The 15,488-nt window shown below is 70.6% G+C and carries 10 protein-coding genes; 2 read left to right on the top strand and 8 right to left on the bottom strand.

The genetic code is table 11. From position 1 onward, the window contains the following. Positions 1-264: 264 nt before the first annotated feature. The 8 genes from Q0863_RS07430 to Q0863_RS07395 all read right to left on the bottom strand — a co-directional run bounded on the left by Q0863_RS07430 (position 265) and on the right by Q0863_RS07395 (position 13,301). Positions 265-2,643, bottom strand: a complete 2,379-nt coding sequence (locus Q0863_RS07430) for a methyl-accepting chemotaxis protein (protein ID WP_298576876.1) — start codon at positions 2,641-2,643, stop codon at positions 265-267. A 62-nt stretch (positions 2,644-2,705) separates the two neighbouring features. Next, positions 2,706-3,086 (bottom strand): hypothetical protein, encoded by a 381-nt coding sequence (locus tag Q0863_RS07425; RefSeq protein WP_298576875.1) that lies wholly within the window; start codon positions 3,084-3,086, stop codon positions 2,706-2,708. A gap of 112 nt (positions 3,087-3,198) precedes the next feature. Then, positions 3,199-3,975, bottom strand: a complete 777-nt coding sequence (locus tag Q0863_RS07420) for a flagellar brake protein (RefSeq protein ID WP_298576874.1) — start codon at positions 3,973-3,975, stop codon at positions 3,199-3,201. Between the two features lie 149 nt (positions 3,976-4,124). After that, complete coding sequence (locus Q0863_RS07415) at positions 4,125-6,368, bottom strand: methyl-accepting chemotaxis protein (RefSeq protein ID WP_298576873.1); 2,244 nt, start codon at positions 6,366-6,368, stop codon at positions 4,125-4,127. A 219-nt stretch (positions 6,369-6,587) separates the two neighbouring features. After that, on the bottom strand, positions 6,588-7,736 hold the full coding sequence (locus Q0863_RS07410) for a porin (protein WP_298576872.1): 1,149 nt from the start codon (positions 7,734-7,736) through the stop codon (positions 6,588-6,590). A gap of 385 nt (positions 7,737-8,121) precedes the next feature. Next, positions 8,122-10,437 carry a methyl-accepting chemotaxis protein gene (locus Q0863_RS07405; RefSeq protein ID WP_298576871.1) on the bottom strand — a complete coding sequence of 772 codons (2,316 nt, stop codon included), beginning with the start codon at positions 10,435-10,437 and terminating at the stop codon, positions 8,122-8,124. Positions 10,438-10,503: 66 nt separating this feature from the next. Continuing rightward, the gene (locus Q0863_RS07400; RefSeq protein ID WP_298576870.1) at positions 10,504-11,004 is read right to left on the bottom strand and encodes a chemotaxis protein CheW; all 501 of its coding nucleotides are present in this window, start codon (positions 11,002-11,004) and stop codon (positions 10,504-10,506) included. A 62-nt stretch (positions 11,005-11,066) separates the two neighbouring features. Then, on the bottom strand, positions 11,067-13,301 hold the full coding sequence (locus Q0863_RS07395) for a methyl-accepting chemotaxis protein (protein ID WP_298576869.1): 2,235 nt from the start codon (positions 13,299-13,301) through the stop codon (positions 11,067-11,069). Positions 13,302-13,662: 361 nt separating this feature from the next. On the opposite strand from Q0863_RS07395, the gene motA reads away from it, so the two are divergent. Together motA and motB are read left to right on the top strand one after the other, a co-directional pair. Beyond that, positions 13,663-14,523, top strand: a complete 861-nt coding sequence (gene motA, locus Q0863_RS07390) for a flagellar motor stator protein MotA (RefSeq protein WP_298576868.1) — start codon at positions 13,663-13,665, stop codon at positions 14,521-14,523. 9 nt (positions 14,524-14,532) lie between these two features. Then, positions 14,533-15,417, top strand: coding sequence for a flagellar motor protein MotB (motB, locus tag Q0863_RS07385; protein ID WP_298576867.1), 885 nt, complete (start codon positions 14,533-14,535; stop codon positions 15,415-15,417). Positions 15,418-15,488: the final 71 nt, after the last annotated feature.

Raw genomic sequence — 15,488 nt, 5'->3', positions numbered from 1 at the left:
CGGAAATCCTGTGGTCAGGTGTGCGGTGATGCCCCGGACCCGGGGCACAGTAGGTCTGTGCCGTTGTTATCGGCTGGCGCCCGCCGCGATCCAGCCGCGAACTGGGACATAACGTCCAAGTTCGAACATGCGTCGGACCCGCACCGGGTCACGCGCCGGCGGGGCGGACGCAGTGCGCCGGGCGATGGAAGGGGAAAGCGGGCGGGCAAAGCGGAACGGGGCGCCAGAGCGCCCCGTTCCCGAGCCACACCCGGTGCGCCGGCCCTAGAACTCCTGCCAGTCCCCGCCGTTCCCGGCCGTGGCCGCCACGGGGCGCGGGGCGGGCTTGCCCCGTGGCGCGGCCGGCTTGAGCCTGGCCACGTTGGCCGAAGGAGCGGCGGTGGCGGACGCGGGCGTCGCCGCTGGCTTGGCTGCTCGTGCCGGCCTGTCTTCCTGCACCCGGAACACCGCCACCGTCTGCACCAGCTGCCCGGCCTGCTGCTCCATGCTGCGCGCCGCCGCCGTGGCTTCCTCGACCAGCGCGGCGTTCTGCTGGGTGCTCTCGTCCATCTGCGTGATCGCCTGGTTGACCTGCTCGATGCCCGCGCTCTGCTCCTGCGAGGCCGCCGAGATGTCGGCGATGATGTCGGTGACGCGTTTGACGCTGGTCACGATCTCGCCCATGGTCCTGCCGGCCTGGCCGACCAGGTCGTTGCCGTGGCGGACCTTGTCGGCCGAATCGGTGATCAGGGTCTTGATCTCCTTGGCCGCGCCGGCCGAACGCTGCGCCAGCGAGCGCACCTCCGCTGCTACGACCGCGAAACCGCGCCCCTGTTCACCGGCGCGCGCGGCTTCGACCGCGGCGTTGAGCGCCAGGATGTTGGTCTGGAAGGCGATGCCGTCGATCACGCCGATGATGTCGGCGATGCGGCTGGACGACTCGGAGATCGCGGACATCGTCTCGACCACCTTGCCGACCACTTCCCCACCCTGCGAGGCGACATCGACCGCGCCGATCGCGAGCTGGTTGGCCTGGCGGGCGTTGTCGGCGTTCTGGCGCACGGTGGAGGTGAGTTCCTCCATCGACGAAGCGGTTTCCTCCAGCGATGCGGCCTGCTGCTCGGTGCGCCGGGAGAGGTCGTCGTTGCCGGCGGCGATTTCGGAGGCCGAGGCATTGATGGCATCGCTGCCGCTGCGGATCTGGTTGACGATCTCGGCCAGGCGCTCGACGGTGCGGTTGGCGTCGTCGCGCATGGTGGCGAACACGCCGTGGTAATCGCCGTCCATGCGCGCGGTCAGGTTGCCGTCGGCCAGCGCGGTCAGTACCTGCGATACCTGCTCCAGGCTCGTCGCATTGGCGTCGAGCAGGCCGTTGAGCTGTTCGGCGAGCTGCAGGTAGAACCCCTGCTTGCCGTCGAGGCCGATGCGCTGGGACAGATCGCCACCGGCGGCCGCCTGGACCACGCGGCCCAGTTCGACCTCCACGTGCACCTGCTGGGTGCGGTCGCGCAGTTCGACCACATAGCCCAGCAGGTGGCCGTCGCCGTCCTCGACGCGCGCCACGCTCTGGCCGAAGTGTGCGGCGCCCATCGAGATCTCGCACTGGTGGACGCCGCTGGTTTCGACCAGGGCCTGGCCGAACTGTTCCGGCTTGGCCTGGTAGGCATCGACCCGGGTGCCGACGAGCTGGTCGAGCTGGAACTCCGGCAGCGCCGAACGGATCTCGTCCTCGTGCTCCTGCAGCAGTGCGGTGACCGCGGCGTTGGCATAGATGATCGTGCGCTGCGGGTCGGTGATCATCACGCTGGTGCCGGAGCTGTCCAGCGCGGTGCGGATGCGCAGGTTCTCGCCGGCGATCGCCTGATCGCGTTCGATGCGCTCGCGCAGGTCGTGCTGCATGCGGCGCATGGACTTGAGCAGGTCGCCGATCTCGTCGGCGCGGGTGGTGTCGATGTGGCTGTCGAGCTTCCCTCCGGCCACGTCGTTGGCGACGCTCGCGGCCTCGCGCGCGGCGCGGGTCAGGCTGCGGGCCATCAGCCAGGCCACCGCCAGGCCGGCGACGATGCCGGCCAGCAGCAGGCTCACCAGCATCAGGCTGGAGGCCGTATAGGTGCTCTGCGCGCGCCCGGTGGACGCGGCGGCGGCGCGGTTGGCCTCGTCGGCGAGCGCGGCGAGCGCGGCGCTGGTGGCGTCGTGCAGGCGGCTGGTCTCGCCGATGAAGGTATCGGTGGCGTCGTCGGGCAGTTCGAGGTCGAGCATCTCGTTGACCGACGCATACGAGGCGCGCGCGGACTCCCACGCGGCGGCGAGTTCGGCGAGCAGGCGCTGTTCGTCCGGCGTGGTCGCGAACTTCCCGTAGGCCTTGAGGTTCTCGGCCAGCTGCGCGTCGATCTGGACCGTGCGCTCGCGTGCTTCCCGTTTGACGGCGTCGCTGGCGCGGACGAGGCCGCGGTAGGACGCGGTGCGGTACTCGCCCAGCAGGGCGCGTGTGTCGCCCACCAGGGTGACGCTGGGCAGGACATCCTGCGCCAGTTCGCCGGTGACGCGTTCCATCGAGCGCATGCCGATGTAGGCGCCGATGCCCTGCACGAGCATGAGCACCAGGACCAGCCCGAAGGCCAGCATCAGCTTGGGCGCGAGCTTGAGATTCGAGAACCACTGCATTGGGTCACTCCCCTGTGACGTAAACGAGAGCGGCCCGGTCGCTTGCGCGCCGGGCCGCTGGATCACTTGATCGTGGCGAGCTTGACGTCGCCGGGCGAGCGCACCGCGATCTCCGCGCGGCTGGCATCGCGCTCGATGGTGCCCACCACGCAGACGTCGCGGCCCTCGAGTTCTTCCGGGGTCGGGCGGAACTTCCCGCGCTGGTCCTGCGGGATGCGCGCCGAGAAGGTGTGGCGCGGGAACGCGCCGCCCATGTGCAGGAAGGTGGGCTGGCCTTCGGAGTTCTCGGCGTAGCGGGTCTTCTCGACCTTGCCGCAGACCATGCCGCTCTGGCCGACGTGGCGCGAGGCCTGTTCGGGGCGGATCACGTCCTGGGCGAAGCTGGCGAACGCGCAGCCGCCAAGCAGCACGGCGGCGATGAAACGGGGGGTCCTTGCGGTCATCTGTCTACTCCGGTGGGGATGCTGGAGGCATGCCGTCGCGCACGCCCGTCGACCCGATAGCGGCATCGCGGACCGGAACTTGAGGCCCGTTCCGTCACCGGTTGCGCGGCCGTCAGCCGCCGCGGCGCAGCCGCGCGTTGCGCTGGCGCTCGACCTGGAAGATGTACTGCATGAGCTGCTGCTCGACGGCCGCCGGCAGGTCCACGAAGCGGCAGCCGGCACGCCACTGGGCGACGCCGCGCACCTCGTGGGGGCGGGTGTAGATGACCTCGATCACGACCGCCACCGGCGCCGCATCGCCCAGGCGCAGCAGGCAGGGCGCGAGTCGCGCGTCGGGCTGGAACCGCGCCTGCGCGCCTTCCGGGATCGCGATGGCGAGCCCGCTGCCGCTGATGTCGAGCACGCGCAGGCCCGGCGCGGCCGGATCGGGCGCGCGGTCGGCATCGCCCAGGTGCACGGTCACCGGCGCGGACGCCGGGGACTGCAGCCGGTACATCTCGCGCCGCTGCATGCGCAGCAACGCCTGCGGCCATGGCGTGGCGAACGCCACGTAGTCCTCGTGCACGATCCGCGCCGGCTCGGAGACGCGGAAGCGGATCGGCACCAGGTCCAGCTGTGCGCTGCAGACCATGCGGCTGGCCGCTGCCATGCGCTGGTTCATCGCCTCGTCGCGGTTGCCGTCGAACACCAGGGTGCCGTCGTCGTGCACCGCCAGCAGCGCGGTCGGGCAGGCATGGCCGCCCGGGACCAGGCTGGCGCTGATCAGCGCCCGTGCCTCGACCAGCGCACGCAGGACGGCCGCGATCTCGCCCGGTTCACGCAGGGCGAACGGCGACTGTTCTTCGTCGTCCAGCAGGTGCGAGGATTCGTGTTCGTCGGCGACAGGCATCGTCCGGGCAGCAGGGTCCGTCAAGCCGGTAACGGCCGCGCGGCCGGGGAGTTGAGTCGCCGGTCGCCGCCGCGCCGAATCTGGCCGCGGCGCGGACAAATGCAAAGGGCGGCCGTAGCCGCCCTTTCCATCCCCCCGCCAACGCGCGCTCAGAACTCCTGCCAATCCTCCGACACCCCGGCAGCTGCAGCCGCAGCTGGCGCCGCGGCGCGTGGACCCGGCCTGGAGCGAGCCGGGACCGGCCTGTGGCTGGACAGCCTGGCCACACCGGCCCGCGTCGCAACAGCCGGCTCGGACTTCGCGGCTGGCGTCGGCTGGCCGCCCTGCACCTGGAACACCGCCACCGTCTGCACCAGCTGCCCGGCCTGCTGCTCCATGCTGCGCGCAGCCGCCGTGGCTTCCTCGACCAGCGCGGCGTTCTGCTGCGTGCTCTCGTCCATCTGCGTGATCGCCTGGTTCACCTGCTCGATGCCCGCGCTCTGTTCCTGCGAGGCCGCCGAGATGTCGGCGATGATGTCGGTGACGCGTTTGACGCTGGTCACGATCTCGCCCATGGTCCTGCCGGCCTCGCCGACCAGGTCGTTGCCGTGGCGCACCTTGTCGGTCGAATCGGTGATCAGGGTCTTGATCTCCTTGGCCGCGCCAGCCGAACGCTGCGCCAGCGAGCGCACCTCGGCCGCGACCACCGCGAAGCCACGGCCCTGCTCGCCCGCACGCGCGGCTTCCACCGCGGCGTTGAGCGCCAGGATGTTGGTCTGGAAGGCGATGCCGTCGATCACGCCGATGATGTCGGCGATGCGGTTGGACGATTCGGAGATGGCCGACATCGTCTCGACCACCTTGTCGACCACTTCGCCGCCCAGCGAGGCGACATCGACCGCGCCGATCGCCAGCTGGTTGGCCTGGCGGGCGTTGTCGGCGTTCTGGCGAACGGTGGAGGTGAGTTCTTCCATCGACGAGGCGGTTTCCTCAAGCGATGCGGCCTGCTGCTCGGTGCGCCGGGAGAGGTCGTCGTTGCCGGCGGCGATCTCGCCAGCGGCCGAATTGATCGCATCGCTGCCGCTGCGGATCTGGCCGACGATCTCGGCCAGGCGCTCGACCGTGCGGTTGGCATCCCCGGCCACCTCGCCGAAGCGGCCGGGCAGGCCGGCATCGACGCGGCGCGAGAGGTCGCCATCGGCCACGGCCGAGAGCAGGGCGCCGATCTGGCCGAGACCTTCGTCGGTCGCGGCCATCAGCCGGTTGAGTTCCTCGATCAGCTCGCGGTAGGCGAACTCGAAGCGCCCGGCATCGCCGCGCTGCGAGAAATCGCCCGCCACCGCGGCTTCGACCAGGCGCCGCACTTCGGCGTTGCTGTCGAGCATCGACTGCTTCACCGCGTCGATGATGGCGCTGATCTTCGCCTTCTCGCCCGGCAGGCGGTCGAGGTCGCGGGAGAGATCACCGCGCGCATAGAGGGCGACGGTATCGACCACGTGCATCTTCACCGCGATGTGCGCGGCGACCAGGTCGTTGAGGCCGGTCGCCATCGTGCCGTAGGCGCCCGGGAACTCGGCGGCCGGCATCACGTGGCTGATCGTGCCGGCGTCGTGCGCCTGGTGCATCTCGCGCTGCGCGGCAACATAGCGCTTGAGCGTTGCGACCATCGCGCGCATCGACTCGGCCAGCGCGCCCAGTTCACTGCGCTCGGACACGGTGACCGGGCGATCGAGGTCGCCGCGCGCGACCGCATCGGCCGCCGCCATGACCTCGGCCAGCGGCCGCACGATCGAGCGGCTGATGAGCAGCGCGGCACCGACCGCGAGCAGCAGGGCGACGCCCAGCAGCACCGCGATCGCCCACAGGTTGGAGACGTGGGCCGCTTCCTGGCGCGCGACCGCGGCGTCGAGGTCGGCGAGGTTCTGCTGCAGCAGCGCGGCGACGGCGTCGGCCGTGGCCTGGCGCAGGTCGCCGGCGGCGGATGCGGGGCCCGGATCGCCGGTTTCCAGCGCCGCCATCAGTCCGGCGCTGTTGTCGAAATAGGCCGCGGCCTTCGCCAGCACGTCCTCGTAGGCCGCGCGCTCGCCATCGCCCTGCACCCGTGCGGCGAAGGCGCTGGTCATCGCCTCGAAGGCCTGGCGTCCGGCGACGAGTTCGCTGCCGTACTCCTCCATCTTCGCCGTGTCGCCGACGCTGCTGACCAGGCCGCGCTCGCTGACGCGGTACTCGGCCAATGCGGTGGCCATCGCGCCCAGCTCGCGCACGGCGGGGACAGATTCGTGGGTGAGGTCGAGCACCATGTCCTGTGCCCTCCCCATGCGGTCGGCGGCGAAGCCGCCCATGACGAGGATCAGGAGCGCGAGGGCGGCAAAGCCGATGCCGAGACGCTTGCCGATGCTGAACGAACTGAACATGTGCGGTGTCCCGGTGTGATGACGGATGCTGTAGTAACGGCGCCGCCCGGATGTGCTTGAGGCAGGCTGGCGGTGTAACCGAGAGCAGCCCGCTGCGAATGACGCGGCCGCAGCGGGCGCCGGCGGCGGTGACGCGATGCACGCGCCCCCGGCCGGCTCCGCCGGCCTGCGCGGCGCCTGCAAGGTGTGACCGTCCAGCCCTTGCGCTGGACGCGATGGTCAGAAGTGGAACTGCGCGCGCAGGCCGAAGGCTTCCGGATCGCGCAGCACACCACCGCGCCGCGCGTGGGCGAACACGTAGTTGGCCTGCAGCTTGAAGTTGCGGCCGAGGTACCAGTTGGCGCCGACCGTCCAGTCGGACTGGCGCCCGCCACGGACCTGGCCGTCGTCCAGGTCGAGCTGGCTGTAGCGCAGCAGCAGCTCAAGCGCCGCGGTCGAAGCGGGCACCACGTTGGTCGCGTAACCGTTGTAGCCACGCGATTCGCCGGTGACCACCCAGCTGCCGAACAGGTAGCCGCCCTGTCCCGCCACATCGGCCAGCCCGGCATCGCGCTGCGCGCGCACGTCGAGCAGTTCGCCCTGCAGCGACCAGGGGCCGTGGATCCACAACCCCTCGAGGCCCACGCGGCGGATCGCGTCCACGCCCGCCAGCGTACCCGTGTCCACCAGGCGCACGTCGGTGAGCCCGACTTCCGGGCGCGCGCGCATTCGCGCCGTGCTGCTGTCGGGACGTTCGCGGCTGCCGGCGATGCCCAGGTGCAGCACGTCGCCCGCGGACTTGCGTGGCGCCCAGGCGGCGCGCGCGGCCACGGTGCTGCCTTCATTGGCGCCTTCCAGGTCGCCGCCGTCGAACCAGCCCACGCTGGCCAGCCAGGCCGGACGCTGCAGCGACCACTCCGCGCCGATGCGGCGCCCGGCATAGGCCACCTGCACCGGCAGCGCCGATTCGAGGAACGGCGTGTTGCGCGATGCGCCCACCCCGTCGAAGCCTACCGGCGTCTTGAACTGGCCCAGGCGCAGCGTGCCGGCATCGTGGCCGAGCAGGCCTTTCGAATCGAGCTTCAGCGCCACGTCCATCCAGACCCCGGCCTCGAGATCGCGCTGCACGGCCAGCTCGTAGCTGCCCTTGCGACGCAGTGCCACGCCCACCTCGCGGCGGCGGAACCGGCTGTCGTCATCGAATGCCGCCGCATCGATCCCCTGGCCAAGATGGCCGAAGCCGTTGTGGTCCCAGGCCCAGTTGCCGGTAAACACGAGCTCGTCGCGCTCGCCGACCGGCGCCTTGAACGAGATGTCCCGCCAGTCCGCGGCGTGGGCGCCGGCGGCGAGGGCGAAGGACGACACGAAGAGGAACATCTGGATGCGCATGGCAGCTCCTGGCGGGCGCACTGGGGCCCGGCGGACGTGGACGATCGAAGGCAACGCGCCGCAGGCGGGCGGCGCGTTCGCGACCGCCACCCCGGGCGACGCGATGCCGGCCTGGGAACGTTGTCGGCGGTGCCGCAGCGGGCTTGAGGGGCGATCCGCGCGACGTTCCGCTCATCCCTGCGACGCAGCGCCGTCCTGCAATGGGCGCGTGCGCCGCGTCCCAGGTCCCGCGCGCCCTGCAGACAAGGGAGCGCGCGCAGGCAAGTCCGGGCATCCGCCTGCGCGGGCGGGTGCACGCCGATGGCGAGATGGATCCTTCCCTGCGGCAGGAATGCAGGACTGCCGATACGGGGCGGGCGCGGTCGCGACCGCCCGTGAGCGCCGGTCAGCCTGCCGCCGTCGCCAGGACCCGGGCGGGACGCGGCGGGCACGAAGCACCGGCGGCGCCGCTGTCGGGCCGGGTCGCTTGCGCCTGGCCGGCGCCATCGATGCGGAAGGCGGCGGCCGCGGCCGCCAGGCCGTTGGCCTGGTCCTGCAGGCTGCGCGCCGCGGCGGAGGCTTCCTCGACCAGCGCGGCGTTCTGCTGCGTCGCTTCGTCGAGCTGCATGACCGCGCGGTTGACCTGGCCGATGCCGGCCGACTGCTCGCTGGAGGCGGAGGTGATCCCGCCCATGATCGCGGTCACCCGCTGCACGGCATCGACGATTTCGGCCATCGTGCGGCCGGCCCGATCGACGCGCTCGGCACCCTCGCCGACCTTCGCCGAAGAATCCGAAATCAGCGCCTTGATCTCGCGCGCGGCCTCGGCCGAACGCAGGGCCAGGTTGCGCACTTCGGCGGCGACCACAGCGAAGCCGCGGCCTTCCTCGCCGGCGCGCGCGGCTTCGACCGCGGCGTTGAGCGCGAGGATGTTGGTCTGGAAGGCGATGCCGTCGATCACGCCGACGATGTCGGTGATGCGGCGCGAGGATTCGCTGATCTGCGCCATCGTCGCCACCACGTCGGCGACCACCCGTCCACCGTCCTCGGCCACGTCGCCGGCGCCGCGCGCGAGTTCGTTGGCCTGCAGCGCGCTGTCGGCGTTGCGGCGCACGGCTGCGGTCAGCTGCTCCATCGAGCTGGCGGTTTCCTGCAGGTTCGCGGCCTGCTGGCCGGTGCGGGTGGACAGGTCGATGTTGCCGGTCGAGATCTCGGCGGCCGCCTGGCCGATGGTGCGCGTGGCGGCCTGGATGTCGGCGACCAGCTGCGCGAGCTGCTCGACAGCGGCATTGGTGCTCGCCTTCATCTCGCCGAACAGGCCGTGCATGTCGCTGGTGATGCGCTGGCGCAGGTCGCCGTGCGAGAGCGCGTCGAGCACGCCCGCGGTCTCGCGCAGGCTCAGCTCGGTGGCCTGCATCAGCCGCGCCAGGCCAGTGCCGACCGTGTGCACGAAGCCGCTGGCCCCGCGCAGGTCGAGGCGCTGGCTGAAGTCGCCGTCGGCGGCGGCGGCGACCACCGTCTCCAGCTGCTGCTCCAGCGCCAGTTCGACGGTGCGGTCGCGCCACTCGGCCACCGTGCCCAGGCGCGCGCCCGAGTCGCCCAGCACCGGGGTCATGGTGATGTCGAAGGTGCGGGCGCCACAGGTGATGCGGTAGGGATGCGTCGCCGCCAGGGTCTCCAGCCTGGCGCGCTGCGCCTGCGGGTCGGGATCTAGGACATGCAGCGGACTGCCGTCCAGGGCGTCGGGCACGAAGCCGGGACAGGCTTCGCCCAGGTCGGCCGCGGCGACCGCGAGCATCGTGCGCGCCGCCGGGTTGGCGTACACGATCGCGTGGTCGTGGTCGGCCACCAGCACGCTGGTGGACGCGGCGTCCAGCGCGCAGCGCACCCGCGCCATCTCCGCCGCCTCGCGGCGGCGGTCCTCGATCTCGAAGCCCAGGCGCACCTGCATCGATTTCAGGCCCAGCAGCACGCCGCCCACTTCGTCGTTGCGGTCGATGGCGATGTCGCGGTTGTAGTGGCCGGTGGCGAAGTCGCGCAGGTGCGACACGGCCGTCTCCAGCCGCCCGACCACGTCCCGGCACAGCCACCAGGCCGAGTAGAACGCCGCCGCGGTGGCCGCGGCCACCAGTCCGAGCAGCAGCGGCAACGACACGCCCGCGGATGCCAGCAGCACCAGGGCGGCGCACAGGCCTCCGACCCCGGCGGCGGACAGCAGCAGGCGCTGGCGCAGGCTGAGGCGCCAAAGCGGATTGAGCGTGCGCAGCAGGTCCGGCGCCACGCGCGCGCCATGGCGCACGCGCAGCCGGCTGGTACCGGCGCGCATCGCGGCATAGTCGCGCTCGGCCGCGTCGATCTCGGCGCGGCTGGCCTTGCGCCGCACCGACATGTAGCCCACGTGCGTATCGCCCTCGTAGTAGGGCGTGACGTGCGCGCGGACCCAGTAATGGTCGCCGTCCTTGCGCCGGTTCTTGACCATGCCCACCCAGGGGCGACCGGCCTGCAGCGTGCGCCAGAAATCGGCGAAGGCGGCGGGCGGCATGTCCGGATGGCGGATGAGGTTGTGCGGCTGGCCGAGCAGTTCGGCTTCGCCGAAGCCGCTGACGCGCACGAACGCGGCGTTGACGTAGACGATGAGGCCGCGCCGGTCGGTGCGCGAGACGAGGGGTTCGTCGTCCTCGAGCGCGAATTCGCGCCGGGTGACAGGGAGGTTGTTGCGCATTTCGACTTCCGGCGGGGAGACAAACCCGCGGCGTCGACGCGCCGCGGGGGACTTGCGCGGGCTCGATCAGGCGGCTTCGGCGGCCACCAGCCCCATCGTTTCGTGCCCCATCAGGCGCTCGATGTCGAGCAGGATCAGCATGCGCTCGTCGAGCGTGCCGATGCCGGTGAGGAACTGGCGGTCGATGGTGGCGCCGATCTCCGGCACCGCGCGGACCTGCTCGCCCGACAGGCGCACCACGTCCGAGACGCTGTCGACCACCATGCCGACCACGCGGCCGCCCACGCTCAGCACGATCATCACCGTGAGCGCGTTGTACTCGGCCTTGGCCAGGCGGAACTTCAGGCGCATGTCGACCACCGGCACGATGATGCCGCGCAGGTTGATCACGCCCTTGATGTAGTCCGGCGCGTCGGGCAGGCGGGTGACCGCGTCGTAGCTGCGGATCTCCTGCACGCGCAGGATGTCGACCCCGTACTCCTCCTCGCCGAGCACGAAGGTGAGGAACTCGCCGGTATCGGCGTCGCCGTTGGCGGCGGGGACGGGGGTTGTGGTGGCTTGGGACATGGTCTGCTCGATTTTCGGATGCATGTTGGTGGGATCGGCCCGGTCGCTGGATTCTTTAGGGCTCAGGAGGCACGGAGCCGGTGATCGGCGTCGTTCTCCGCCGGCAGGAGCGGTTTCCGGCCTTCGCCGGGCGCCGGGAGGGGGCGGCGCGACGCCGCGATGGCCGCATCGGGGCGCAGGCTCCGGCCGTTGCCGCCGGATGCGCCCTCCAGCCGGAACGCGGCCACGGCCTGCACCAGCTGTCCGGCCTGCTGCTCCATGCTGCGCGCAGCCGCCGTGGCTTCCTCGACCAGCGCGGCGTTCTGCTGGGTGCTCTCGTCCATCTGCGTGATCGCCTGGTTGACCTGCTCGATGCCCGCGCTCTGCTCCTGCGAAGCGGCCGAGATGTCGGCGATGATGTCGGTGACGCGTTTGACGCTGGTCACGATCTCGCCCATGGTCCTGCCGGCCTGGCCGACCAGGTCGTTGCCGTGGCGGACCTTGTCGGTCGAATCGGTGATCAGGGTTTTGATCTCCTTCGCAGCCCCGGCCGAACGCTGCGCCAGCGACCGCACCTCGGCTGCGACCACCGCGAAGCCGCGGCCCTGTTCGCCGGCGCGCGCGGCTTCCACCGCGGCATTGAGCGCCAGGATGTTGGTCTGGAAGGCGATGCCGTCGATCACGCCGATGATGTCGGCGATGCGGTTGGAGGACTCGGAGATCGCGGACATGGTGTGCACGACTTTGTCGACGACTTCGCCGCCCTGCGAGGCGACGTCGACCGCGCCGATCGCGAGCTGGTTGGCCTGGCGGGCGTTGTCGGCGTTCTGGCGCACGGTGGAGGTGAGCTCCTCCATCGACGAGGCGGTTTCCTCCAGGGATGCGGCCTGCTGCTCGGTGCGGCGCGAGAGGTCGTCGTTGCCGGCGGCGATCTCGCTGGCGGCCGAATTGATCGCGTCGCTGCCGCTGCGGATCTGGTCGACGATGCCGGTGATCTGCTCCGCCGTGCGGTTGCAGTCGATGGCCAGCTGGCCGAAGCGGCCGGGCAGATCGATGTCGGCGCGCCGCCCGAGATCGCCGCGCGCCATGGCGGTGAGCACCTCGCCGACTTCCTCGATGCCGCGGTCGGCGCTGGCCATCAGGCCGTTGAGGCTGGTGAGCATGTCGCGGTACACGAACGCGAAGTGCTGCGCGTCGCCGCGCTGGGAAAAGTCGCCGCGCATCGCCGCATCGACCAGGCGCTGGATCTCGCCGGTCACCGACACCATGTTCGCCTTGACGGCGTCCATCGCCTGCTTGATCCGCGCCTGTTTGCCGGGCATCGGCGGAAAATCGCGGGACAGGTCGCCACGGGCGTACTCGTCCACCAGGCCGTTGATCTCCACGACCGTCTGCAGGTGCGCATCCACCAGCGCATTGACCGCTTCGGCCATCCTGCCGAACGCGCCCGGGAATTCGCTGGCGGGGATGCGATGGTCGATCTCGCCGTCCGCGTGCTGATGCGCGATGTCGGCCTGCGCAGCGGAGAAGTGCTGTAGTGCCTGCTGCATGGTCCGCATCGAGCCCAGGAGCAGCGCCACCTCGTCTCGCCCGCGGACCACGATCTCGCCGTCGAGCTCGCCCTTGGCGATCGCATCGGCAACGCGGGTCGCCTGTGCCAGCGGGCCGGTCAGGCTGCGGGTGATGATCCACGACAGCAGCACGCCGATCGCGAGCGCGGCCAGGGCGATGCCCATCGCCATGCCGCGGGCGACCCGGTAGTTTGCCGTGGCGACCGCGTAATCCCTCTCGTTGGCCTGGACCTGCAGCATGAGGTTGGCGCGAAGCGGCGCGTGCCAGGCTTCCATCGCCGGGTTGCCCTCGGCGAGGAGCAACGCGCGGGCCGCATCGACGTCGCCGTCCATGAGCAGTTGCAGGGTCCGGTCGTTGATCGGCTTGGCCAGGTTGCGCGCCGCGGTCGTCTCGTCGCGCAGACGCTGTCCTTCGGCGGACGCCGGCAACGCCGACAATGCCTGGAACGCGTCGTCGAACTTCCTGCGCTGCTGAGCCAGGGCGTCGATGGTCCCGGGGATCGCCGCGGGATCGTTCTCGATGATCGCGCCCCGTACCAGGGCAATGACCGCCTGCGACGCGTCGAGCATGATCTCGAGCTGCGTGGTCTTGAGGTTGTTGTCCTGGACGATCTCGTCCAGGCTCGCCTGGATGCGGGACATGCCGACCAGTGCGGTCGCGGCCAGGCACACCATCGTCACCAAGAGGATGCCGAAGGCCCAGGACAGGCGCGTGCCGATGCGATAGTGGTGCAGGAGCGATTTCATGTGGGGCTTGCTGCGCGAGGGAGGAATCGTCCGTATCGGCCCGCACCCGGCCCGCTGCTTGATCCATGTCAAGCACTGGGCTGCCAACGCGGATCTCCGGCGGGAACCGGGCGCTGCATCACCATTGCGCCGGGTCGCGGCCAGCGGTGGTGCGATCCGCGCCAGGCGCGAGACGGGGTTCGGCGTGGACGGGGCGGTCCTGTCGGACCGTCGCCCGTGCAGACCGCGATCCTGTCCCCGATGTCGGCCGGGCATGCGGATTCTTCATGCGCACCGTGTACCGCCCGTCGCATCCGGCTCAAGCCGGAGCGGCGCGCGCCGTTACCCGTCGCAATTCCCCCTCCCTTACGGACAGCCCGGCATGTACCCGATCATCGGAGCCCTCGTGGTCATCGCGAGCGTGCTCGGCGGCTTCATGATGGTCGGCGGCAAGCTGCTGGCGCTCTGGCATCTCAACGAGATCGTCGTGATCTGCGGGGCGGCCCTGGGCGCCTACGTGATCGCCACGCCGCCGAAGGTGATGAAGGCCGCGCTGGCCGGCACTGTGGCCCTGGTCAAGGGGCCGAAGTACCAGCGCGTGGACTATGTCGAACTACTGAAGCTGATCTACGCGCTGCTGCAGAAGATGCGGCGCGAGGGCATGATGGCGATCGAGAACCACATCGAGCGCCCGACCGAGAGCGCGATCTTCCAGAAGTACCCGAAGATCCTGGCCGACCACCATATCCTCGATTTCATCACCGACTGCCTGCGCCTGATCGTCGGCGGCAGCATGACGCCGCACGAGCTCGAATCGCTGCTCGAGTACGAGCTCGAGACCCACCACCACGAGGCGCTCGGGCCGTCCCAGTCGGTGCAGAAGGTGGCCGATGCGCTGCCGGGCTTCGGCATCGTGGCCGCGGTGCTGGGCATCATCAACACGATGTCCATCGTCGGCAGCGCGGCGCCCGCCGAGATCGGCCAGAAGGTCGCCTCCGCGCTGGTGGGCACCTTCCTCGGCATCTTCCTCGCCTATGGCTACGTGGGGCCGATCGCCTCGGCCATGGAGAAACGCGCGGAGGAGGAGGGCAAGGCCTTCGAGGTGGTGAAGATGGCGCTGGTGGCATCGCTGCGCGGATACGCGCCGGCGGTGGCGATCGAGTTCGCGCGCAAGCTGCTGTTCTCCGACGTGCGTCCGAGTTTCCAGGACCTGGAAGCCGACCTCAAGGCCGCGAAGGGTTGACGGGCCGCCATGGCCACGCCACTGCAACCGATCATCGTCGTCCGCAAGAGGAAGCGCGGCGCGCATCCCCACCACGGTGGCGCATGGAAGGTCGCGTACGCCGATTTCGTCACCGCGATGATGGCCTTCTTCCTGGTGATGTGGCTGGTGGCCACCATGCCCCAGGAGCAGCTCGGTGGCATCGCCGACTACTTCAAGAACCCGAGCGCGGTGGCGGGCAAGGCGGCGACCATGGCGCCGGGCCGCGCCGGGCCGGGCGGCGCGGGTGAAGCCCCGATCCGGATGTTCGACCATGCCCGCAAGTCGCCGGACGCGAGCCCGATCCGCACCCCGGGCGCCACGCCGCAGTCGTCGGGCGGGGCACAGAAGGCCGGGGACGCGGCCGACCGGCGCGAGCTGGAGGCGCTCAAGCGGGCGCTCGAGAAAGCCGTCGCCAGCAGCCAGGCGTTGGCCCCGTTCAAGGACCAGCTGCTGATCGACATCACGCCCGAGGGCCTGCGCATCCAGATCGTCGATGCCCACAACCGCCCGATGTTCGATCTCGGCTCGCCCACGCTCAGGGACTACACGCGCGATATCCTGTTCGAGCTGGCAGGGTATTTCGAGCAGGTCGACAACCGGATCGCGATTTCCGGCCATACCGATACCGCGCCGTACACCCGGCGCACCGGCTACAGCAACTGGGAACTGTCGGCCGAGCGCGCCAACGCGGCGCGGCGCGCCCTGGTGGCCGGCGGTCTGTCGGAAGACAAGCTTTCGCGCGTCGTCGGCCTGTCGTCCTCGGTGCCGTTCGACCGCACCGATCCGGACAACCCGGTCAACCGACGGATCAGCATCGTGGTCCTGAGCGATGCCGCAGAACGCATCGCGGCCAGCGTCGACGCCGGGGCCTAGATCGAGCGGGCGGGCCGTGCGGTGCATGCCTCCATGCGCCGCGTTTGTCCCAGCCTTGCGCGTGCAGGCAC

It is taken from the genome of uncultured Luteimonas sp., from assembly GCF_947492465.1.
Taxonomy (GTDB): domain Bacteria; phylum Pseudomonadota; class Gammaproteobacteria; order Xanthomonadales; family Xanthomonadaceae; genus Luteimonas.
Note: the sequence above shows the minus strand (reverse complement) of the source record. Positions and strands in the feature narration are given on the sequence as shown.

Excerpts from the sequence above, each read along its gene's own strand:
- motA (WP_298576868.1), top strand. The coding sequence starts at position 13,663 with ATGTACCCGATCATCGGAGCCCTCGTGGTCATCGCGAGCGTGCTCGGC.
- motB (WP_298576867.1), top strand. The coding sequence starts at position 14,533 with ATGGCCACGCCACTGCAACCGATCATCGTCGTCCGCAAGAGGAAGCGC.
- Q0863_RS07430 (WP_298576876.1), bottom strand. The coding sequence starts at position 2,643 with ATGCAGTGGTTCTCGAATCTCAAGCTCGCGCCCAAGCTGATGCTGGCC.
- Q0863_RS07410 (WP_298576872.1), bottom strand. The coding sequence starts at position 7,736 with ATGCGCATCCAGATGTTCCTCTTCGTGTCGTCCTTCGCCCTCGCCGCC.
- Q0863_RS07425 (WP_298576875.1), bottom strand. The coding sequence starts at position 3,086 with ATGACCGCAAGGACCCCCCGTTTCATCGCCGCCGTGCTGCTTGGCGGC.
- Q0863_RS07415 (WP_298576873.1), bottom strand. The coding sequence starts at position 6,368 with ATGTTCAGTTCGTTCAGCATCGGCAAGCGTCTCGGCATCGGCTTTGCC.
- Q0863_RS07405 (WP_298576871.1), bottom strand. The coding sequence starts at position 10,437 with ATGCGCAACAACCTCCCTGTCACCCGGCGCGAATTCGCGCTCGAGGAC.
- Q0863_RS07420 (WP_298576874.1), bottom strand. The coding sequence starts at position 3,975 with ATGCCTGTCGCCGACGAACACGAATCCTCGCACCTGCTGGACGACGAA.
- Q0863_RS07395 (WP_298576869.1), bottom strand. The coding sequence starts at position 13,301 with ATGAAATCGCTCCTGCACCACTATCGCATCGGCACGCGCCTGTCCTGG.
- Q0863_RS07400 (WP_298576870.1), bottom strand. The coding sequence starts at position 11,004 with ATGTCCCAAGCCACCACAACCCCCGTCCCCGCCGCCAACGGCGACGCC.